The sequence below is a fragment of the Aureimonas ureilytica DSM 18598 = NBRC 106430 genome, from assembly GCF_000382705.1.
GTDB classification, from domain to species: Bacteria; Pseudomonadota; Alphaproteobacteria; order Rhizobiales; family Rhizobiaceae; genus Aureimonas; species Aureimonas ureilytica.
Genome location: NZ_ARQE01000004.1, coordinates 41,149 through 61,569, shown reverse-complemented (window position 1 = coordinate 61,569; position 20,421 = coordinate 41,149). Strand labels below are relative to the sequence as shown.

The window sequence follows — 20,421 nt, the reverse complement described above, 5'->3', positions numbered from 1 at the left end:
TCGCGGGATTGGCAAGCCTTGCGGACGACTGCCCTCAGCTTTCCACCGCGTCGACCGCCGCACGGGCGCGGGCCAGATCATCCGGCGTGTTGACGTTGAAGAAGGGATCGCCGTCCGGCGCGCCCGGGGCGGGGGGGAACTCCACCGTCTCGTGAGGATGCCGTTCGATCCAGCCGCGAAGCGAGCGGTCCGCCGGTTCGGCGTCGAGCCATGCGCCGAGGCCTGCCAGGGCCTCCCCCGGCCAGAGCGCGATCGTCGGCTGCCATCGGCCGCGAGAGGCGGCGATGCGCACATGGCCCGGCGCGGCGCCGGTGAGGAGCCGGGCGCCGAGATCATCCGGCAGAAAGGGCGTGTCGCCGGGCACCACGAGCAGCCGGAAGGGGTCTTCGGTTTCGCGCCGGATAGCGCGGTGAAGGGCGGCAAGACCCGCCAATGGGCCGAGCCGTTCCGGTCGCCCGTCCTCCACCGCGAGAAGGCCGAGCGGTTCGAACAGGGCGGGCCGGTCGGTCGAGACGAAAAGACGCTCCGTCCGATCGCGCAATGGCTGAAGCGCCCGCTCGGCCATCGTCCGGCCGCCGATCAGGAGGAGCGGCTTGGCGACGCCGCCGAGGCGCGAGGCCGCGCCGCCCGCCAGAAGCGCGCCGAAGGTTCTCACGCGGTTCCCTTGCGCGAGCGCCGGTTCAGGCCCTCGCGGTGAATCGTATAGGCGCCGCTCGCGACCACGATCGCCGAGCCGAGAAGTTCGAACGCATCCGGCCGCTCGCCGAAGACCAGGGCGCCGAGCAGCATGGCGAAAAGGAGGATCGTGTAGCGGAAGGGCGCGACGAAGCTCATGTCGCCCACCCGCATGGAGGCGACGATCAGGATATAGCCGCTTCCGATGGCGAAGGCGGCGAACAGGAGCGTCAGCCAGTTGAGGGCCGTCACCGGCGCCCAGCCGACCGCGGGGAGCATGGCGAAGCCGGTGAGCGCGACGGCGATCGAGGTGACGGTCGCCACCTGGAGCGACGAGATGGTGGTCGGCATGCGCCGCGTGACGAGATCGCGCATCGCGGCGAAGACCACCGACACGAGCACCCAGAGCGCATAGGTGTTGAACCCGTCGCCCGTCGGGCGAAGGATGACGAGCACGCCGACGAAACCCACGGCGATCGCGGCCCAGCGCCGCCAGCCGACCTTCTCGCCCAGAAACAAGGCGGCGCCGATCGTGATCGTGAAGGGCAAGGCCTGAAAGACCGCAGAGGCGTTGCCGAGCGGCAGATGCTTGAGCGCCGAGATGTAGGAAACGGTGGTCAGGATGTCGGCCATCGTGCGCAGGAAAACGGTGCGGTGGCGCAAGGCGCCGAGCGAGCGCAGCGCGCCGCGTTGCAGCGAGAGCGCGATCAGAAGGCTCGACACCAGAAGACCCCGTAGCGCCATGATCTGCGGCGCTTCCATGGAGGCCGAGAGAAGCTTCACCATGAGGTCGTTCAAGGAGAAGCAGGCCATCGCGCCAGTCATCAGAAGGCTTGCGCGAGCGTTCTCTCCGGCCAGGAGGGCGCCTGTGAACGACATGCGAGTTCCGCTTCGGCTCGGTTCTGGGGGCTCAAAGGGTGGGACGAGGTCTCGGGCGACGCACGCCCGAGGCTCCATTCTCTTCTAGGGCCGGGCGGCGCGGCTGGCCAGCGATGATCGTTTTCCCACGTGCGTTTCGGCACGATCCATCAAATCCGAACGATTGGGCAAAGGGATCGGCAAGCGGCTCGCGCTAAGGTGAGGGCGTTGGCGGCAACCGGCCTCTTGCCGAGCCGTTTGACGGACAGACACCGCCAACCTCACCGGGACACCCGCCATGATCGATCGATTGGCACAGACGGAAGACCTTCAGCGCAGCCAGCGCCTGGCGCAGTGGCGCGCGAACTGGAACTCGCCCTACGCAAACGCGCCGACCGCAAACACGCAGGGCCCAGGCGCGCCCCTGGATGCGTCCGCCGCGACGCCCGTCGGCCCGTCCGAGATCGCTGCCGCGAGCGCCATGGTGGCCAGCGCGCTGCCGCTCCCCTTCGCGGCCGCCTCGCCGACGACGCTTTCAGGTGGCGCCTACGCCATCTCGGCGACATCGGCCTCCCGCGCCTATCACGAAGACCGCAACTAAGCCTTCAGCGCTTCCCCAGCGGGAAGCGCCGCCGGCCGTCATGCTCGGCTCAATCTCACCCGAGCATACGAAAACCCCCGCGTCCGGGAAGGGGTACCCGGACGCGGGGGTTTTCGCTTCCCGTGCGGGAAGAGCGATCGTCAGTAACGGTAGTAAGGCCCGTTCGCGCGACGGCCGGACTCGCGACCGATGAGCGCGCCCGCGGTGCCGCCCGCGACGCCGCCGATGATCGCTCCACCCGAACCGCCGATCGCGTTGCCGACAGCCGCGCCACCGACGCCGCCGATCGCCGCGCCGCCGATCGTGCGTTCGGTCGTGGTGCAACCTGCGGCGAGCATCATGATCGCGCCGAGGGCGATGGAGGATTTAACGAGAGGTTTCATGGACGGCCTTCCGAACGCTGGCGTTAACGTTTCGATCAAACGCCGATGCGCCCGGAGAGTTCCGCAGCCCGAAATCTCTCAGCCGCCGGTCACGCTCATGTGACGCGAAACGGCGGGGCGCTTGGTCGCCCGGTCGATGACGAAATCGTGGCCCTTGGGCTTGCGCCCGATCGCCTCGTCGATCGCCTGATGCAGCGCCTCGTCGCCTTCCGACCGGCGCATGGCGCCGCGAAGGTCCGCCGCGTCCTCCTGACCGAGGCACATGAAGAGCGTGCCCGTGCAGGTGACGCGCACCCGGTTGCAGCTTTCGCAGAAATTGTGCGTCATCGGCGTGATGAAACCGAGCCGTCCGCCGGTTTCGGCCACCTCGACATAGCGCGCCGGGCCGCCGGTCTTGTAGGGAATGTCGCGCAAGGTGAAGCGCTCGGCGAGGCGGCTCCGCACGAGATCGAGCGGCAGATAGCGGTCGGTGCGGTCTTCATCGATCTCGCCGAGCGGCATGGTCTCGATGACCGTCATGTCCATGCCCCGCTCGTGCGCCCAGGCCATCATGAAGGCCAGTTCGCCCTCGTTGAAGTTCTTGAGCGCCACCGCGTTGAGCTTGACCTTGATGCCGGCCGCGAGCGCCGCCTCGATGCCGGCCAGCACGACGGGGAGATCGCCCCGCCGCGTGATGAAGCGGAACTTGTCGGGGTCGAGCGTGTCGAGCGACACGTTGAGCCGCCGCACGCCGCAATCGGCCAGCTCGCCCGCGAAGCGCTGAAGCTGCGATCCGTTGGTGGTCAGCGTCAGCTCGTCCAGAAGCCCGCTTTTCAGATGGCGCGACAGCGAGCGGATGAGGCTCATGACGTTGCGCCGCACCAAGGGCTCGCCCCCCGTCAGCCGCAGCCGCCGCACGCCACGCTCGATAAAGGCGGTGGACAGGCGGTCGAGCTCTTCCAGCGTCAGAAGATCGCGCTTGGGCAGGAACTCCATATCCTCCGCCATGCAATAGGTGCAGCGGAAATCGCAGCGATCCGTGACCGACACCCTCAGATAGGTGATCGCCCGCTGGAACGGGTCGATCAGGGCGGGCTTGCCGACGGCGGGGGCGAGAGGCGCGATGATGCTCATGATGGGCAGCCGAAGCCGCCGTCCTTTCCTTGCGTCTGGCTCGAATGTGGAAAGGCTTGCCAAGCGGGTCAAGCGGGCGCATCACCGCGCGCGAGGAGAAAGCCCATGGCCACAGCCCCCATCCCCCAGGAAATTCGCGTTTCGGCCGATCGCCGGACCCTCGTCCTGCGCTTCCCGAGCGCGCCGGGCGCGGAGATTTCGGCCGAGATGCTGCGCGTCCTTTCGCCCTCGGCCGAAGTGCAGGGCCATTCGCCGGACCAGCGCGTCACGGTCGGCGGCAAGCGCAACGTGGCGATCAGCAACGTCTTTCCGGTCGGCCATTATGCCGTGCGCATCGTCTTCGACGACGGGCACGACACGGGCATCTACACCTGGTCCTACCTGTTCCAGCTCGCGCGCGACGGCGAGCGGCATTGGACCGGCTATCTCACCGAGCTCGAAGCCAAGGGCCTCAGCCGCGACGCCTGAAGGCGAGGGCTCAGCCCTCGGCCCGCGTCGGCGCGAAGGGCGGAAGCCGGTCGAAGGCCGATTTCAGCGCGTCGCCCCAGCCTTCCGAAATCTGCCGGTAATAGGGGTCGCGATCGTCGAAGCGCTGGCGATGGCCGGCCTCGAGCGTGTCGGTCTCGTAGAGCTGGAGGTCGATCGGCAGGCCGACGGAAAGATTCGACTTGATGGTCGAATCGAAGGACACGAGCAGGAGCTTCACCGCGTCCTCCAGCGCCATGTCCGAATCATAGGTGCGCACCAGGATCGGCCTGCCGTATTTGTGCTCGCCGATCTGGAAGAACGGATTGTCCGGCCCGGCCTCGATGAAGTTGCCTTCCGGGTAGATCATGAAGAGGCGCGGGCGCCCGCCCTTGATCTGGCCGCCGAGGATGAAGGAACCGAGGAAGCGGCTTCCGCCCCCATCACCGTCGTTCGTATAGGAAATCACCTCGCGCAGCGTTTCGCCGACGAGCTTGGCGGTCTGGAACATGGTCGGCTGCGTCAGGAGTTTCGGCTTGCGCTGCTGCGTGGCAACGCCCCGCTCTTCCAGAAGCGAGATGGTGGACTGCGTGGTGGCGAGGTTGCCCGCCGACATCAGGCAGATGAACCGATCGCCCGGCACGTTCCAGGTGCGCAGCTTGGTCACGACCGAGATGTTGTCGATCCCGGCATTGGTCCGTGTGTCGGACATGAAGACCATGCCGCGATTGAGAAGAAGACCGACGCAATAGGTCACTTCAGATGCTCCCCCAGGGCAAACCACGCCCTCCGCCGGGCTCACGGGCGCGAGGATATGCCGGGGGCGGCGGGGGATCGCAAGCCCGCATTTTGATGGGACGGCCGCCCCGGAGGCCTGAGCGCCTCCACCGCGCAAGCGTCAGGAAGAGCGGCGCAAGCTTCAGGAATAGAAGCTGAAGTCGCGCGCGATCTCGTTGGACAGGCGGTTGTTGTCGATGATGAGCGTTTCCAGGAACTCGTGCAGGCCGGTCTCCAGGACTTCGGTGACGGTCTGCTGCTCCAGCCGGTTCGCGATCTGCCGGGCCGTCGCGTGGCAGTCGCACTCCTGCCCGTAGGCGCGGGCGAGATAGTCGAGACTGTCGTTGATGCAGCGATAGGAATAGGCGAGCGATCGCGGCATCCGGCGATTGAGAAGCAGGAAGTCGATGATGTCGACCGCGCGCAGATCCGCGTCGTATTCCCAGGCATAGGAGCGCAGCGCCGAGACCGAGCGCAGGATCGAGCCCCATTGGTAATTGTCGAGCGAGGAGCCGACCGAGGAATGCTGGGGCATGAGCACCCAGTATTTCACGTCGAGAATGCGGGCCGTGTTGTCGGCGCGCTCCACGAAGGTGCCGAGATTGCAGAAATCGAAGATCGGGTTGCGCAGCATCGTGCCGTAGAACGAGCCGCGAATGAGCGCCGTGCGCGCCTTCACGAGATCCAGAAGCGCGGGCAGTTCCTCCACCGGCTTCGACAAGTGCTGGCGCAGGATCAGCCAGCTTTCGTTGATCGCCTCCCAGGTCTCGCGCGTCAGCGCCGTGCGCACCATGCGCCCGTTGGTGCGCGCGATGCCGATGGAGGAGAGAACGCTCGACGGATTGTCGAGATCGCGCAGCATGTAGTCGATGATCTGCGCGGGCTCGAAGCTCTGGTACTTGGCGAGATACCCCGTCTCGACGCCGGCCGAGACCAGGACCGACTGCCATTCGTCGGGCTCGGCCGAGAGATTGGTCAGGGACAGACGCAGGCCCGCGTCGAGAAGCCGGGCCATGTTCTCGGCCCGCTCGATATAGCGTTGCATCCAGAAGAGGCCGTTGGCGGTGCGTCCGAGTAGTGCCATCTGTCGCGATTCTGATCCGATAAGAGCGGCGCGCCGCCGGTAAGTTCGAGCATCGGGCGGGCGCGGCGGCAAGAGCCGACGCGCCGGGGAGGGCGGTCAGTCCTCCAGAACCCAGGTATCCTTGGTGCCGCCGCCCTGGCTGGAATTCACCACGAGCGAGCCTTCCTTCAGCGCGACGCGCGTCAGGCCGCCCGGAATGATCTTCACGCTGTCGGACACGAGAACGAAGGGCCGAAGGTCCACATGGCGGGGCGCCAGACCCTTCTCGGTCAGGATCGGGACGGTGGAGAGCGCCAGCGTCGGCTGGGCGATGTAGTTGCCGGGGCGGGCGCGCAGCTTGGCGGCGAAGGCCTCGCGCTCGGCCTTCGAAGCGGCGGGGCCGACCAGCATTCCGTAGCCGCCCGAGCCGTGAACCTCCTTCACGACCAGCTCTTCGAGATGCTCCAGCACATAGGCGAGGCTTTGCTCCTCGGCGCAGCGCCAGGTCGGCACGTTCTCGAGGATCGCCGGCCGGCCCGTGTAGAATTCCACGATCTCCGGCATGTAGGAATAGATGGCCTTGTCGTCCGAAATGCCGGTGCCGGGCGCATTGGCGATGGTGATCCCGCCGTTGCGATAGACCTCCATGATGCCGGGAACGCCGAGAACGGATTCGGGATTGAAGACCTCCGGGTCGAGATAGGCATCGTCCACGCGGCGGTAGAGAACGTCGATCGGCAGATAGCCCTGCGTGGTGCGCATGGCGATGCGCCCGTCCACGAGCTTCAGATCGGTGCCCTCGACGAGTTCGACGCCCATCTGGTCGGCGAGGAAGGCGTGTTCGTAATAGGCCGAATTGTGGATGCCCGGCGTCAGCACGGCGACGCGGGGCGTGCCCTTGCAGGCGGGCGGGGCGACGGCCTGCAGCGAGCGGCGCAGGTGCCGGGGATAGGTTTCCACCGGGCGCACGCGGTTCTGCGCGAAGAGCTCGGGGAACATCTGCATCATCGTTTCGCGGTTCTCGATCATGTACGAGACACCGGACGGCGTGCGGGCGTTGTCCTCCAGGACATAGAACTGGTTCTCGGCGGTGCGAACGATGTCGACGCCGATGATGTGCGTGTAGACGCCGCCGGGCGGCCGGAAGCCGACCATCTGCGGAATGAAGGCCTCGTTGCCCTTGATCAGACGTTCGGGAACGATGCCGGCCTTCACGATCTCCTGATCGTGGTAGATGTCGTCCAGAAAGGCGTTGAGCCCGCGCACGCGCTGCTCGATGCCCTCGGCGAGCTTGGCCCATTCGGAGCCCGCGATGATGCGCGGCACGAGATCGAAGGGAATCAGGCGCTCGGCCGCTTCCTGCTCGCCATAGACATTGAAGGTGATGCCGGTGCGCCGGAAAAAGCCTTCGGCCTCGCCGGCCTTGACCGCCAGCGACTGGGGAACCTGCGTCTTGAACCAGGCATGAAACCGCCGATAGGGGTCGCGGACGCCGGTTTCCCCTGCCAGCATTTCGTCGAATGGACTCAACCCAAACCCCCCTCGCTACCGCCCCTCAACAATGGCTCAAACCGCGCAAATGCCAAGCCTTCGCGAGGTGGCTAAACGAGATTCCCGCAAGTCGGGCGGGGAAGGAGCCCAAGTCTTCGGCAGGGCGTCCACGGCTTGGGCGGCGGGTGCCCGATTCCCGGGCGGCCGCTCGCCTCAGCCGCCGGCGAGCGAGGCCTGATAGGCGGCGAGCACCTCTTCGATTCCGCCATGCATGCGCATCCGGCCATGCTCCATCCAGATGCCGGTCTGGCACCATTGGCGCAGCATGTCGTCGGCATGGGAGGCGAGCACGAGAAGCCCGGCTTCGCCGACGAAGGTGCGCATGCGCTCGCGCGCCTGGGCGATGAAGGCCGCGTCGCCCGCGCCGATGCCCTCGTCGATGAGGAGGATGTCGGGCTGGATCGAGGTGGAGACGGCGAAGGCGAGGCGCGTCGACATGCCCGCCGAATAGGTGCGCAGGGGCATGTCCAGGAACTCGCCGAGATCGCTGACGAGGGCGATGTCGTGGGCCTTGGCCTGAATCTCGCGCTTGGAATAGCCGAGCAGCATGCCGCGCAGGATGATGTTGTCCCAGCCCGTCGCGTCCGGGTCCATGCCGAAGCCGATGTCGAACATCGGGGCGACGTCGCCCTCGACGCTGACCCGCCCGCCGGTCGGCGTGTAGATGCCGGCGATGACGCGCAGCATGGTGGACTTGCCGGCGCCGTTATGGCCGATCAGCCCGACCCGCGTGCCGTGGGTCAGCTCGAGCGACAGATCGTCGATGGCGCGCACCGCGATGCGCCCGCTGTCGCGCGGCTGGATCTGGCCGCCCGTGGCGGCGGAGAGGACATTGTTCTTCAGCGAGCGGTTGCTGGCGTTGAAGACGGGAATGTCGACCGAGACGTTCTCGAACGTGATCGAAGCCATGCGGCGTCAGGCCCAATATGCGATGCGCGGCCGGAAGCGCGCGTAGAAGCGGAAGGAAACGAAGCCCATCACCAGCGTAATGGCGAGGCACACGAGCCAGTTTTCGAGCGAGGGCGCGCGGCCGAGCAGCGGGTCGCGGATGATCTCGATGAAGTGGTAGAACGGATTGGCCTGCAGGAAGATCGCGCGCTGGGGGATGAGCTTGGGGTCCCACAGGATCGGCGTCATGAAGAAGACGATCTGCACGACGCTCTGGACGATCATCGGAATGTCGCGGAAGCGGGCGCAGAGCGGGGCGAGGATCATCGCGCCGAAGAAGCCGTTGAGGATGATCAGCACCAGCGCGGGCAGCACCATCAGCCCGTTCAGCCCCGGCCAGATGCCGAAGAACAGGGCCACCGCGACATAGATGATGAAGTTGTGGCCGAAGGTGATGATCTGCCGCCAGACGAACTGGAAGAGATAGATGCTGAGCGGCATCCGCACCTGCCGCACGGAGGCGGCGGCGCTCGAATAGATGTCGCAGGCGCCGATGATGAGGCCGCTGATCAGGCCCCAGACGATGAAGCCGATCGCCAGGAAGGGCAGGTAGTCGTGGATCGCCTGGCCGAAGATCTGCGAATAGAGGACGCCGAGGCCGAGCACCATGAGACCCATGGAGAGCGTCAGCCAGAACGGTCCGAGGATCGAGCGCTGGTAGTGCTTGCGCACGTCGCGCCAGCCGAGAAACAGCCAGAGCTCGCGCATCGCCAAGCCCTTGCGGAAATCCGCGAGGCATTCGCGCATGCGCGAGGCGCTGTCTGAATGTCCGGTGGTGACGAAGACAGGCGTGTCCGTCGAAGCCATTCTGATGAAGGTCCTTCTGGCCGGGCCTCGCGGTCCCGGCGCGGCCGGTTTGGGAAGCGGAGCGCGAACGCGGGCGATGCCGCGCTCAGGCGTTTCCGCGCAGCGCCGGCCCTTGGCGGAAGGGCGCGGCGGCGTTTGGCGTCAGAGGCCGCCCTGGGCGATCCGCTGCAGATAGATGCCGTACTGGCTCTTGCCCAGTTCCTTGCCGAGGCGGGCCAGCTGGTCGGCGTCGATGAAGCCGAGATTGAAGGCGATTTCCTCGGGGCAGCAGACCTTGAAGCCCTGGCGGTGTTCGAGCGTGCGCACGAACTCGGCCGCCTGGAGGAGGGAGTCCGGCGTGCCCGTGTCGAGCCAGGCGAAGCCCCGGCCCATGCACTCGACGCTGAGCGTACCCTCGTCGAGATAGAGACGGTTGAGATCGGTGATCTCCAGCTCGCCGCGCGGCGAGGGCTTCAGCGAGCGGGCAAATTCCGAGGCGCGCCCGTCATAGAAGTAGAGCCCGGTCACGGCCCAGTTGGAGGCCGGCTTCAGCGGCTTTTCCTCGATCGAGGTGGCGCGGCCGGCCCCGTCGAAGGCCACGACGCCGTAACGCTCGGGATCGTTGACGTGATAGGCGAAGACGCTGGCGCCCTTGTCCCGCTTCACCGCGCTGCCGAGGAGCTCCGGCAGGCCGTGGCCGTAGAAGACGTTGTCGCCGAGGATCAGCGCCGAGCTTTCGCCGGCCACGAACTCCTCGCCGATCAGATAGGCCTGCGCCAGCCCGTCCGGGCTCGGCTGTTCGGCATAGGTGAACTTCATGCCCCAGCGCTCGCCCGTGCCGAGCAGCGCGCGGAAGCGGGGCAGGTCGTGCGGCGTCGAGATGATCAGGATGTCGCGGATGCCGGTCAGCATCAGAACCGACAAGGGATAATAGATCATCGGCTTGTCGTAGATCGGAAGGAGCTGCTTGGACGCGGTCAGCGTCATCGGGTGCAGCCGCGTGCCGCTTCCGCCCGCCAGAATGATGCCTTTCATCGCCTCAAGCTCCGTCCGTCCGTTATGCCGGCCTCACTCCCGGGCCGGGCGCAGGCTGCGCCGCTTCCCGTCTTGCCGCAAGCCGGGCAATAGCGGTAAACGCATCCGAAACCAACAGGCGAAGGTTGTTTCATGCTCGAAGTCCGCGCGCTGGCTATCCCGGACGTATTGGAAATCGTGCCCAGGAAATTCGGGGACGAACGCGGCTTCTTCTCCGAAACCTTCAATCGCGAGCGTCTGCGCGCCAGCAATGTCGACAAGGACTGGATGCAGGACAACCAGTCCTATTCGGCCGAGGCGTTCACGCTGCGCGGCCTGCACTATCAGGAACCGCCTTTCGCGCAGGACAAGCTGGTGCGCGTCCTGCGCGGCAAGATCCTCGATGTCGCCGTCGACATCCGCCGGGGATCGCCGACCTACGGGAAGTGGGTTGCGCTCGAGCTTTCGGCCGAAAGCTTCAACCAGATCCTCGTGCCGGTCGGCTTCGCGCACGGCTTCCTGACGCTCGTCCCGCATACGGAAGTCTTCTACAAGGTGAGCGCGCCCTATAGCGGGCAGCACGACCGTTCCATCCGCTTCGACGATCCCGACTTCGCCATCGACTGGCCGCTCGGCGGGCGCACGCCCATCCTCTCGGCCAAGGACGAGGCCGCTCCCCATCTTCGCGATATCGAATCGCCCTTCGTGTTCGAGGCCTGAAGACCCATGAAGATCCTCGTCACCGGCGGCGCCGGCTTCATCGGATCGGCCGTCTGCCGCCATCTCGTCGAGGACACGGACCATTCCGTCGTCAATCTCGACAAGCTGACCTATGCGGCCAGCCTTTCCTCGCTGGATTCGATCGCCTCGGACCCGCGCTATACGTTCGTGAAGGGCGACATTCTCGACCGCGCCTTCGTGCTCGATCTCCTGCGCCGCGAACAGGTTGATGCGATCATGCATCTGGCGGCCGAAAGCCATGTGGATCGCTCGATCGACGGGCCGGGCGACTTCATCCAGACCAACATCGTGGGCACCTACGAACTTCTGGAAGCGGCGCGCGCCTATTGGTCGGGCCTGGAGGGCGAGAAGAAGGCGGCTTTCCGCTTCCACCACATCTCGACCGACGAGGTCTTCGGCGATCTGCCGCTGGACGACAGCCTCTTCACCGAGGACACGCCCTATGCGCCGTCCTCGCCCTATTCGGCCTCCAAGGCCGCGTCCGACCATCTGGCGATGGCCTGGCATCACACCTACCATCTGCCGGTGGTGCTCTCGAACTGCTCGAACAATTACGGGCCGTATCACTTCCCCGAAAAGCTCATTCCGCTGATCATCCTGAACGGGCTGGAGGGCAAGCGCCTGCCGGTCTACGGCAAGGGCGAGAACGTGCGCGACTGGCTCTATGTGCGCGATCACGCCCGCGCGCTGGTGATGGTCGCGACCAAGGGCGAACTCGGCCGCTCCTACAATATCGGCGGCCGAAACGAGCGCTCCAATCTCGAGGTCGTGCAGACGATCTGCGACACGCTGGACCGCCTGTCGCCGCTGGAGAGTGGCACGCCGCGCCGCTCGCTGATCGACTTCGTGACGGATCGACCCGGCCACGACCTGCGCTATGCGATCGACGCCACGCGCATCGAGACCGAACTCGGCTGGCGCGCCGAGGAGACCTTCGAGACGGGTCTCGAAAAGACCATCCGCTGGTATCTCGACAATCGCGACTGGTGGCAGCCGATCCGCGAAAGCCGCTACGGTGGCCAGCGCCTCGGCGCGAAGGCGTGAGCGCGATGCGGCTTCTGGTCACGGGTCGCGAAGGACAGGTCGCGCAGGCGCTTCTGGCGCTCGCCTCGAACGAGGTCGAGGTGGTCGCGCTCGGGCGCCCCGTGCTCGACATCACGGACCGCGCCTCGGTGGATCGCGCCATCGCCGAGCACCGCCCGGACGTGGTGGTGAACGCCGCCGCCTACACGGCGGTGGACAAGGCCGAGAGCGAGGAAGACGCGGCCTTAGCGGTGAACGCCTGGGGAGCCGGGAATGTCGCGGCTTCGGCCGCAGCCGCCGGCCTTCCGGTGATCCATGTCTCCACGGACTATGTGTTCGCGGGCGACAAGGCCGAACCCTATCGCGAGGACGACGAGACCGGCCCGCAGGGCGCCTATGGCCGCTCCAAGTTGGAGGGCGAGCGGCAGGTCGCCGCCGCCAATCCCGACCATGCGATCCTTCGCACGGCCTGGGTCTACGGCCCGTTCGGCGCGAACTTTCTGAAGACCATGCTGCGTCTGAGTGAGACGCGCGACGAAGTGCGCGTCGTCGCCGACCAGCGGGGCACGCCGACTTACGCGCCCGACATCGCCGAGGCGATCGTCGCGGTCGCCCGCGCGCTGCGGCGCGAGCCGGACGATCGCGGCTTGCGCGGCGTGTTCCACATGGTGTCGGGCGGCGAGACGACCTGGGCGGGCTTCGCCGAGGCCGTGTTCGAGCGTCTGGCGGCCGGCGGCGGCAAGACGGTGCGTGTCGTGCCGATCACCACGGCCGATTATCCGACCCCGGCCCGCCGGCCGGCCAATTCGCGGCTCGACACGTCGCGCTTCACGAGCGCCTTCGACCACACGATGCCGGCCTGGACCGACGGCGTGTCGCGCTGCATGGCGCTTCTTGCAAAGACGCCCTCTTGAACCGCACCGTCCCCGTTCTCTTCGTCCACGTCTTCTATGCCGATGTCTGGGCGGAGATGGCGGCCGAGATCGCCGCGAGCTTCGATCGGCCCTTCGAGGTCGTCGTGACCTGCCCGAACCCGGCGCTGGACATCGCGACCGTCGACAGCCCGCATCTCGTGCGCCAGCGCCGGATCGACGTGGAGAACCGGGGGCGGGACGTCCTGCCCTTCGTGCGCGCCCTGCGCGAGGTCGGGCCGAATTTCGAGATCGGTCTGAAGCTCCACACCAAGCGCTCCAAGCATCGCGACGATGGCGAGGCCTGGCGCCAGCACCTGACCGGCACGCTCCTGAGCCACGCGGACGGCGAGCACGAGCCGGCCGCCCTCGCGCTGATGGAAGCGGAGCCGCGCATCGGCCTCGTCGCGCCAGCCCATCACATGCTCTCCTTGGAAAGCCGCGTCGGGCTGAACGCCCGCGCGCTGCGCCGCGTCGCCGACACGCTGAAAATGCCGCTCGATCTCGATGCGCTGGAAGCGGACCATTTCGCGGCCAGCTCCATGTTCTGGTTCCGCCGCAGCGCCTTCGATCCGCTGCTGACGCCCAGGCTCGACGCCCTGTTCGAACGTGAGAAGGGCCAGCTCGACGGCACCACGGCCCATGCGCTGGAGCGGCTCTTCGCCCGGCTCGCCGAGGAGAAGGGACTGATCGCGACGGCGGCGGAAGCGGTTCCGGCCCTTACTCGCGCCGTGCGCGAGGGCGCCTCGACGGAGGCGTTGCAGGCCCTGGCGCGCTCGGAGCTGCGCCCGCTCGACAATCCGTTCATCCTGCCGGTGCCAGAGCTGTGGCGCCGGCATCCGCGCCTGATGCTGGTGGCCCATCACCTCTACCACCACCTGCCGCGCCCGCTTTTCGTCGTGGCGCGGCTCGGCTTCCGCATTCTCATGCGGCGCGAGCGCTCCGCCGGACGGAGCTGAGGCGAAGCCGCGTCGCGCGCTTCGCCCCTGAAGCATGGCTCAGGCGGCGCGAGTGCCGGCCGCCGCGAGCGACTCCTCCACCGCCGCGATGATGCGGTCCTGCGTCTCTTCGCCGAGATAGGCGTGCATCGGCAGGCTCACGACCTCGCCGCACAGCGCTTCGGTGACGGGCAGCCCGTTGCCGCCCACCGGCCAGTGGCGATAGGCGGTCTGCTGGTGCAGCGCCTTGCCGTAATAGATCACGGTCGGCACGCCGCGCTCCTTCATCTCGGCCATGAAGGCGTCGCGCCGGCCGCCGGGAACGCGGATCGTGTATTGCGCCCAGGTCGAGACGACGTCCGGCGCGATCGCCTGCGGTGCGACGCCCGACAGGCGCTCGTGATAGCGGGCCGCGATGCGCATCCGCGCTTCGATCTCGCCAGGAAACAGCGCCAGCTTTTCGTTGAGAACGGCGGCCTGGAAGGAGTCGAGACGTGCGGTCAGGCCGAGGCGGACATTGTCGTATTTGTCGCTGCCGCCGCCATGGACCCGGATGGATCGCAGGATCGCGGCAAGTTCCGCATCGTCGGTCTGGATCGCGCCGCCATCGCCGTAGCAGCCGAGCGGCTTGGCCGGATAGAAGCTCGTCGCCACGACGTCGGCCCAGTGGCCGGCCATGTGGCCGCCGCGCGTCGAGCCATAGCCCTGCGCCGCGTCGGAAATCAGCTTGAGGCCGAACTCGTCGGCGACGGCCCGGATCGGCGCGTAGTCGGCGATCTGGCCGAAGAGATCCACCGCGATCACGGCGCGCGGGCGTAGCTGCCCCTCGCGGGCGATCGCCGCGACGGTGCGGGCGAGATGGGCGGGGTCCATGTTGAACGTGTCGGGCAGGACCTCCACGAACACGGCCGTCGCGCCGGTCAGGCCGACGACCTCGGCGGTGGCCGCGAAGGTGAAGCTCGGCACGAAGACCGCGTCGCCCGGGCCGATCTCCCAGGCCATGAGCGGCATCAGGAGCGCATCCGTGCCGGACGAGCAGGAGATCGTCTCCTTCATGCCGCCGAAGGCGGTGAGGCCCGCCTCGAACTCGGCGACCTCCGGTCCCTGGATGAAGGAGCCCTGATCCATGATCCGACCGAGACGCGCTTCGATCCGCTCGCGAATGAGATCGCGCTGCGTGGCCAGATCGATGAACGGAATCGGTTGGGTCATGATGGGTCCTTTCTGAGCCGGAGACGGCTGAGGTCTCGGCTGGCGCCAAGCGCTAAGAGCCTGTTGGAAACTTCGGCGGCAAAGGGCCGGTGAGGGATTTTTCGGCGTCGGAAGGCGCCGAACGCAGTCGATGCCGGAGGCATCGGCGAGGCTTGGCAACGATGCGACGGCGAAAAAGCACCGGCGGACCGACCCGACCGAGTTTTCAAGCAGGCTCTAATGGGTTGTGAGGCAAAATCCAAGCGAGGCGGCCTTGCGCGTGCATCACGTTTGATCAGCGGCGCGGCGGCGGGCGTGATGCGCCGCAAGAAAAGGCCGCTGCGGTAGAAAGCGTCAGCGGGCGAGCATTCGCCGGTAGAGCGCGGCGACCGCGTCCATGACGTCGCGCTCCGTATAGCCCTCGCGCACCCGGCGCGCGGCGCTCGCGCCCATCTCGCGCAACAGCGCGCGGTCGGCCGCCAGTTCCTCGATCCGCCGCGCGAAACCGTCCGCGTCGCCGACGGGCAGAACATAGCCATCCACCCCGTCGCGCACCAGATCGCGGCAGCCGGGAACGTCGGTCGTCAGCATGGCGCGACCAGAGGCCGCCGATTCCAGAAGCGTGCGCGGCAGGCCCTCGCCGCCGCGCGAGGGGAGGATGGCCACGTCGTGCGCGCGCCAGACCGCCGCCACGTCGCGCGTCGCGCCGTGCCAGCGCACGCCCTCCTCACGCGTCCAGGCGTCCAGCGTGTCGAGCGGCACGGCCTTCGGGTTGGACGGATCGGGCGCGCCGTAAAGGTCGAGCGTGGCGTCGACGCCCCGAGAGCGGGCGAGGCGGACGGCCTCCACCGCCGTGTCGACGCCCTTCGACCAGAGAAGCCGCGCCACCAGCGCCAGACGAAGCGTCGGTCCGTCGGGGAGAGGAGTCGCGGGATAGCGCTCCGGGTCGATCCCCGCGCCGTTCACCACCGTGACATCGGGCGCGTCGGGGGCGAGCCCGAGGAGGCGCGGATCGTCGCGGTTCTCGAAGAGATAGTGCGTGCCCGCTCGCTGCAACCCCGCGCGCACCACGAGGCGGAGCATCCGGCGAAGGCCCTGCGCCGCCTTGTCCTGCCGCGCGCCGAGAAAGCCGAGGCCGGTAAGAGCGAAGACCTGCCGCTTCACGCCGGCGAGGCGCGAGGCGAGGCCGCCGATGAGGATGGGTTTCAGGGAGATGCAATGGACGATGTCGGGCCGCTCGCGCCGCAGGATCGCGGCGAGCTTGCGGACCGTGTCGGTGGCGTGGAGCGGGTTGACGCTGCGCCGCTCGGCTTCCAGCGCGACGACCCGCGCGCCCGTCGCCTCGATCGCCCCCGCATGGTCGCGCACGCGGGCGACCACCACGACCTCCAGACCCAGTTCCAAGCCGACGCGCGCCATGGGCAGGAAATGCGAGGCGAAGAACCAGTCTTCCGTGACGACAAACAGGAGCTTCGGCAAAGCGATGGTGTCCGGGCGAGGAGCGATCCTCCCGCCATAGCGCAACAGGGGCGAAAACCGAAAGGCCGGGCTCGGGGTTCGGCTGGCCGAAATTGCCACGGCACCGTGGAAGAGCGGCGCGTCCCCCCTAGCTCGCTCCTCATGAGAGAGCGCGCGTCCGACACCATCGCCATTCCCGTCCGCGAGCCGGTTCGCCCGCCGCTGATCGACGATCTCCTGGCCTATGCCGCGATCGTTCCGATCACGGCCGGCGCGCTCGCGCTTGTCTTCTGGCCGGGCGCGCCGGCGATCCTCTTGCCGCTGACACTGATATGGGCCGGCGCGATCGTGACCTTCCTGTCGGGCGTTCGGCGCGGCGTGAGCTTTCGCATGCCCGACGGCGCGACGCTCGCGCAGCTCGCCATGATGCTCTGGCTGTTTCTCGCCGGCCTCGGCTCGATCCTCCTGACCGGCGCGCAAGCTGTCGGCGCGGCGACGCTTCTGCTTCTCGCCGCCTATGTCTCGCTCGCCGTGCTCGATCCGATCGCCGCCAGGCGGGGCGAGGTGCCGAACTATTTCGCGCAGCTTCGGCCCTTCCAGATGGGGCTCGCGGTCCTGTCGCTCGCGCTGATCGGCCTGCGGGTCGGCGGCTTCGTCTGAGGCATGGGTGTGATGACCACGAGTTCGATCCTGATCCTCCTCGGCTTCCTCCTGTTCTCGGCGCTGATCGCCTCCAGCGGCATCGTGTTCCGGCCGGGCGCCTGGTATCAGAGCCTGCGCAAGCCCGCCTGGACGCCGCCCAACCGCGCCTTTCCGATCGTCTGGACGATCCTCTACATCCTGATCGCGGTCAGCGGCTGGCTGGTCTGGCGGGAGGCGGGCTTCGCGCTCATCCCCTTCGGCCTGTTCCTCGTGCAGATGGTCCTGAATTTCCTCTGGTCGATGCTCTTCTTCGGCCGGCGGCGGCCCGATCTCGCCTTTCTCGACATCGCGCTTCTGGTGATCGCGGTGGCGCTCAACATCCTCGCCTTCTGGCCGTTCAGTCGCGCGGCGGCGCTTCTGCTCGTGCCCTATCTCGCCTGGGTCCTCGTCGCCTCCGCGCTCAACCTCTCGGTCTGGCGGCTCAACCGCGATCGCGGGCTCTTCGCCTGACGGGCGCTTGACCCGGCGGGCGCGCTCGGCCAATCCGCGAGGCGAGACGGCGGCACTTTCGGCCGCTTTGGGAGAGAATGCATGTCCTTCGCCATCTATCCGAGCCTCAAGGGGCGCACGGTTCTCGTGACGGGCGGCGCGTCCGGCATCGGGGCCGACGTCGTGCGGGCGTTTGCCGCGCAGGGCTCGCGGGTCGGCTTCGTCGATATCGACGCCGAGCGCGGCGCCGAACTGGCGAGCGCCCTGTCCACGGAGGGAGCCGAGGCCGCCTTCGAGCCCTGCGACCTGCGCGACATCGAAGCGCTGCGCGCCGCCTTTGCGCGGCTGGATGCACGGCTCGGCCCCGCCACGGTTCTCGTCAACAATGCCGCGCGCGACGACCGCCACGGCTGGGAAGACGTGACGCCCGAATATTACGACGAGCGCATCGCGACCAATCTGCGCCACATGTTCTTCGCCATCCAGGCCGTGGCGCCCGGCATGATCGCGGCCGGCGGCGGCTCGATCATCAATTTCGGCTCCAATTCCTGGTGGGAAGCGGGTGGCGGAATGCCCGTCTACACGACCTCGAAGGCCGCCGTTCACGGCATGACGCGCTCGTTCGCGCGCGACCTCGGGCCGCACCGTATCCGCGTCAACACGGTGGTGCCCGGCTGGATCATGACCGAGCGTCAGAAGGAGCTCTGGGTGACCGAAGACGCGCTGAACCGCCATCTCCAGCGCCAGTGCCTGCCGGTGCCGATCGAGCCGGTCTATCTGGCGCGCATGGTCCTGTTCCTGGCCTCGGACGATTCCGCCATGTGCACGGCGAACAACTACATGGTCGAAGCCGGGTCGATCTGACGTCCGGAGCAATTGGGCTTTGTGCGCCGCCGCGATTCTTTCATGCGGCGGCGCGATCGGGTAGGGGAGGGCCGAGCTTCAAGCGCCTCCGGAGTGTGCCGTGTCCAGCCCTGACTATATCCTGTCCCTGTCCTGCCCGAACCGCCCGGGCATCGTCGCCGCCGTGTCGCGCCATCTCTTCGACAACGGCGCCGACATTCGCGAGGCGCATCAGTTCGACGACCCGGAGACGGGGCGCTTCTTCATGCGCGTGCGCTTCGCCATGGTGGAAAAGCTGGTGCGGGTGGAAAGCCTGACGGGCGCCTTCGGCGTCATCGCCGAGCGCTTCGGCATGGACTGGCGCATCGCCGGCACCGAAGAGCGCCAAAAGGTGCTGATCCTCGTGTCCCGCTTCGACCATTGCCTCGCCGACCTCCTGTATCGCTGGCGGATCGACGAGCTGCGCATGGACATTGTCGGCATCATCGCGAACTATCCGCGCGAGACCTATGCCCATCACGATTTCGACGGCATCCCGTTCCACTACCTGCCGGTGACGCGCGAGACCAAGCCCCAGCAGGAAGCCGAGATCCTGCGCATCGTGGAGGAGAGCGGCGCCGATCTCGTCGTCCTCGCCCGCTACATGCAGATCCTCTCGGACGAGCTTTCGGCGCGCCTGTCGGGCAAGTGCATCAACATCCACCATTCCTTCCTGCCGGGCTTCAAGGGGGCCAAGCCCTATCACCAGGCGCATCGGCGCGGCGTGAAGCTGATCGGCGCGACGGCCCATTACGTGACCGCCGATCTCGACGAGGGTCCGATCATCGAACAGGACGTCGAGCGCATCTCGCATCAGGACTCGCCCGAAGACCTCGTGCGCAAGGGGCGCGACATCGAGCGCCGCGTTCTCTCACGCGCCATCGCCTGGCATCTCGACAACCGGATCATCGCCAACAAGGACAAGACGGTGATCTTCCGCGACTGACGCGCGAAACTTTGCCGCGACAGCATCGAACCAAAACGAGGCATCCCGTTCATCGGGCTGCCTTTTTCGTTTGAGACGAAGCGTCGGCCGACCCCTCGCAATCCTCCCCCATCCCGATCGTTCCCGATCCACCGCCCCTCATCGGGCGAGAGTTAACCCTCGGTTAAGGCTGAGAGGGTTAACTCCACCAGCAACAAAGCGTTAATGAAGATGACCGAAGTCCTACCGAACCGCAAAGCGGTCCGCCTGCGCGGCCGATCCTTCCTGGCGCTGGTCCTGTCGCCCGAACTGCCGTTCCGCGACTGGCTCGCGCAGCTGGACGATCTCGCCCGCCGCTCCACGGGCTTCTTCCTGGGACGGCCGATCGTGCTCGATGTGGCCGGCCTGCCGATCACCCGCGAACAGCTGGCCGACCTTCTCGGCGAGCTCGCCAAGCGCAATGTCCGCGTCATGGGCATCGAAGGCGCTCTGCCCTCGATCCTCGGGCCGGGAATGCCGCCCGAGATGAAGGGCGGCCGCAACGCCGCCGATATCGAAGTGCCGGACGAAGCGGCCGTCGCGACCGAAAGCCGGGCCGGGGGCGCCGCGCAGGCGCCCGTCGCGCCGCGCCTGACGCCGCCGCCCGTGACGCCCTCGCTCCTGATCGAGACGCCGGTTCGCTCCGGCCAGTCGATCATCTTCCCGGAAGGGGACGTGACGGTTCTCGGCCATGTGGCGTCGGGCTCCGAGGTCATCGCCGGCGGCTCGATCCATGTCTACGGCGCGCTGCGGGGGCGCGCGCTGGCGGGTTCGGCGGGCAATGCCAACGCCCGCATCTTCTGCCGCAAGCTCGAAGCCGAGCTGATCGCCATCGACGGTCTCTACAAGACCGCCGAGGATCTCGACCCCAAGACCCTGGGCCAGCCCGTCCATATCTGGCTCGACGACACGGTCCTCAAGACCGTGGTGCTTCCGAACTGAGCCCGC

Annotated in this window: 23 protein-coding genes; 11 read left to right on the top strand and 12 right to left on the bottom strand. The window is 67.3% G+C overall.

What is annotated here, in order from left to right:
* Window positions 1-34: 34 nt before the first annotated feature.
* Both mobA and B146_RS0110295 read right to left on the bottom strand, forming a co-directional pair.
* Window positions 35-655 carry a molybdenum cofactor guanylyltransferase gene (mobA, locus tag B146_RS0110300; RefSeq protein ID WP_019996355.1) on the bottom strand — a complete coding sequence of 207 codons (621 nt, stop codon included), beginning with the start codon at window positions 653-655 and terminating at the stop codon, window positions 35-37.
* Window positions 652-1,554, bottom strand: coding sequence for a DMT family transporter (locus B146_RS0110295; protein ID WP_019996354.1), 903 nt, complete (start codon window positions 1,552-1,554; stop codon window positions 652-654). Before B146_RS0110295 ends, mobA begins: the two co-directional genes overlap by 4 nt.
* Window positions 1,555-1,831: 277 nt before the next feature.
* On the opposite strand from B146_RS0110295, the gene B146_RS0110290 reads away from it, so the two are divergent.
* Complete coding sequence (locus B146_RS0110290; RefSeq protein WP_019996353.1) at window positions 1,832-2,134, top strand: hypothetical protein; 303 nt, start codon at window positions 1,832-1,834, stop codon at window positions 2,132-2,134.
* A 140-nt stretch (window positions 2,135-2,274) separates the two neighbouring features.
* Here the strand turns inward: B146_RS0110290 and B146_RS0110285 are convergent, their stop codons facing one another.
* Both B146_RS0110285 and moaA read right to left on the bottom strand, forming a co-directional pair.
* Window positions 2,275-2,517, bottom strand: a complete 243-nt coding sequence (locus tag B146_RS0110285) for a YMGG-like glycine zipper-containing protein (RefSeq protein ID WP_019996352.1) — start codon at window positions 2,515-2,517, stop codon at window positions 2,275-2,277.
* A 78-nt stretch (window positions 2,518-2,595) separates the two neighbouring features.
* Window positions 2,596-3,630, bottom strand: coding sequence for a GTP 3',8-cyclase MoaA (gene moaA / locus B146_RS0110280; RefSeq protein ID WP_019996351.1), 1,035 nt, complete (start codon window positions 3,628-3,630; stop codon window positions 2,596-2,598).
* A 105-nt stretch (window positions 3,631-3,735) separates the two neighbouring features.
* Here moaA and B146_RS0110275 point away from each other — a divergent pair, with 105 nt between their 5' ends.
* Window positions 3,736-4,098 carry a gamma-butyrobetaine hydroxylase family protein gene (locus tag B146_RS0110275; RefSeq protein WP_019996350.1) on the top strand — a complete coding sequence of 121 codons (363 nt, stop codon included), beginning with the start codon at window positions 3,736-3,738 and terminating at the stop codon, window positions 4,096-4,098.
* Between the two features lie 10 nt (window positions 4,099-4,108).
* On the opposite strand, the gene B146_RS0110270 is transcribed toward B146_RS0110275, so the two are convergent.
* From B146_RS0110270 to rfbA, 6 genes are all read right to left on the bottom strand, one after another.
* A complete protein-coding gene (locus B146_RS0110270) occupies window positions 4,109-4,852 on the bottom strand; it encodes a proteasome-type protease (protein WP_019996349.1) in 744 nt (247 codons plus the stop codon).
* Between the two features lie 162 nt (window positions 4,853-5,014).
* Window positions 5,015-5,956: an alpha-E domain-containing protein gene (locus B146_RS0110265; RefSeq protein WP_019996348.1), complete on the bottom strand. Its 942-nt coding sequence runs from the start codon at window positions 5,954-5,956 to the stop codon at window positions 5,015-5,017.
* Window positions 5,957-6,052: 96 nt separating this feature from the next.
* On the bottom strand, window positions 6,053-7,465 hold the full coding sequence (locus B146_RS0110260; RefSeq protein WP_026358503.1) for a circularly permuted type 2 ATP-grasp protein: 1,413 nt from the start codon (window positions 7,463-7,465) through the stop codon (window positions 6,053-6,055).
* 174 nt (window positions 7,466-7,639) lie between these two features.
* The gene (locus B146_RS0110255; RefSeq protein ID WP_019996346.1) at window positions 7,640-8,395 is read right to left on the bottom strand and encodes an ABC transporter ATP-binding protein; all 756 of its coding nucleotides are present in this window, start codon (window positions 8,393-8,395) and stop codon (window positions 7,640-7,642) included.
* A gap of 6 nt (window positions 8,396-8,401) precedes the next feature.
* A complete protein-coding gene (locus B146_RS0110250) occupies window positions 8,402-9,241 on the bottom strand; it encodes an ABC transporter permease (RefSeq protein ID WP_019996345.1) in 840 nt (279 codons plus the stop codon).
* 141 nt (window positions 9,242-9,382) lie between these two features.
* Window positions 9,383-10,255 (bottom strand): glucose-1-phosphate thymidylyltransferase RfbA, encoded by an 873-nt coding sequence (rfbA, locus tag B146_RS0110245; RefSeq protein WP_019996344.1) that lies wholly within the window; start codon window positions 10,253-10,255, stop codon window positions 9,383-9,385.
* Between the two features lie 132 nt (window positions 10,256-10,387).
* Here rfbA and rfbC point away from each other — a divergent pair, with 132 nt between their 5' ends.
* Genes rfbC through B146_RS25660 form a run of 4 tightly spaced genes read left to right on the top strand, consistent with a single transcriptional unit; the run spans window position 10,388 to window position 13,868 of the window.
* Window positions 10,388-10,954: a dTDP-4-dehydrorhamnose 3,5-epimerase gene (gene rfbC / locus B146_RS0110240; protein WP_019996343.1), complete on the top strand. Its 567-nt coding sequence runs from the start codon at window positions 10,388-10,390 to the stop codon at window positions 10,952-10,954.
* 6 nt (window positions 10,955-10,960) lie between these two features.
* The gene (gene rfbB / locus B146_RS0110235) at window positions 10,961-12,019 is read left to right on the top strand and encodes a dTDP-glucose 4,6-dehydratase (RefSeq protein ID WP_019996342.1); all 1,059 of its coding nucleotides are present in this window, start codon (window positions 10,961-10,963) and stop codon (window positions 12,017-12,019) included.
* A 5-nt stretch (window positions 12,020-12,024) separates the two neighbouring features.
* Window positions 12,025-12,912, top strand: a complete 888-nt coding sequence (rfbD, locus tag B146_RS0110230) for a dTDP-4-dehydrorhamnose reductase (RefSeq protein ID WP_019996341.1) — start codon at window positions 12,025-12,027, stop codon at window positions 12,910-12,912.
* Complete coding sequence (locus tag B146_RS25660) at window positions 12,909-13,868, top strand: rhamnan synthesis F family protein (protein ID WP_019996340.1); 960 nt, start codon at window positions 12,909-12,911, stop codon at window positions 13,866-13,868. The genes rfbD and B146_RS25660 overlap by 4 nt, the downstream gene beginning before the upstream one ends.
* Before the next feature lie 39 nt (window positions 13,869-13,907).
* Here the strand turns inward: B146_RS25660 and B146_RS0110220 are convergent, their stop codons facing one another.
* The gene (locus B146_RS0110220; protein WP_019996339.1) at window positions 13,908-15,059 is read right to left on the bottom strand and encodes a DegT/DnrJ/EryC1/StrS family aminotransferase; all 1,152 of its coding nucleotides are present in this window, start codon (window positions 15,057-15,059) and stop codon (window positions 13,908-13,910) included.
* A gap of 333 nt (window positions 15,060-15,392) precedes the next feature.
* The gene (locus B146_RS0110215; RefSeq protein ID WP_019996338.1) at window positions 15,393-16,517 is read right to left on the bottom strand and encodes a glycosyltransferase family 4 protein; all 1,125 of its coding nucleotides are present in this window, start codon (window positions 16,515-16,517) and stop codon (window positions 15,393-15,395) included.
* Window positions 16,518-16,658: 141 nt separating this feature from the next.
* Between B146_RS0110215 and B146_RS25655 the strand changes: the two genes are divergently transcribed.
* The 5 genes from B146_RS25655 (at window position 16,659) to minC (ending at window position 20,415) form a co-directional block, all read left to right on the top strand.
* Window positions 16,659-17,156: a DUF3429 domain-containing protein gene (locus B146_RS25655; protein WP_019996337.1), complete on the top strand. Its 498-nt coding sequence runs from the start codon at window positions 16,659-16,661 to the stop codon at window positions 17,154-17,156.
* A 12-nt stretch (window positions 17,157-17,168) separates the two neighbouring features.
* On the top strand, window positions 17,169-17,648 hold the full coding sequence (locus tag B146_RS0110205) for a TspO/MBR family protein (protein WP_019996336.1): 480 nt from the start codon (window positions 17,169-17,171) through the stop codon (window positions 17,646-17,648).
* Window positions 17,649-17,729: 81 nt separating this feature from the next.
* The gene (locus tag B146_RS0110200; RefSeq protein ID WP_019996335.1) at window positions 17,730-18,491 is read left to right on the top strand and encodes an SDR family NAD(P)-dependent oxidoreductase; all 762 of its coding nucleotides are present in this window, start codon (window positions 17,730-17,732) and stop codon (window positions 18,489-18,491) included.
* 100 nt (window positions 18,492-18,591) lie between these two features.
* Window positions 18,592-19,455: a formyltetrahydrofolate deformylase gene (gene purU, locus B146_RS0110195; RefSeq protein WP_019996334.1), complete on the top strand. Its 864-nt coding sequence runs from the start codon at window positions 18,592-18,594 to the stop codon at window positions 19,453-19,455.
* 210 nt (window positions 19,456-19,665) lie between these two features.
* Window positions 19,666-20,415, top strand: coding sequence for a septum site-determining protein MinC (minC, locus tag B146_RS0110190; RefSeq protein ID WP_040408478.1), 750 nt, complete (start codon window positions 19,666-19,668; stop codon window positions 20,413-20,415).
* Window positions 20,416-20,421 lie beyond the last annotated feature (6 nt).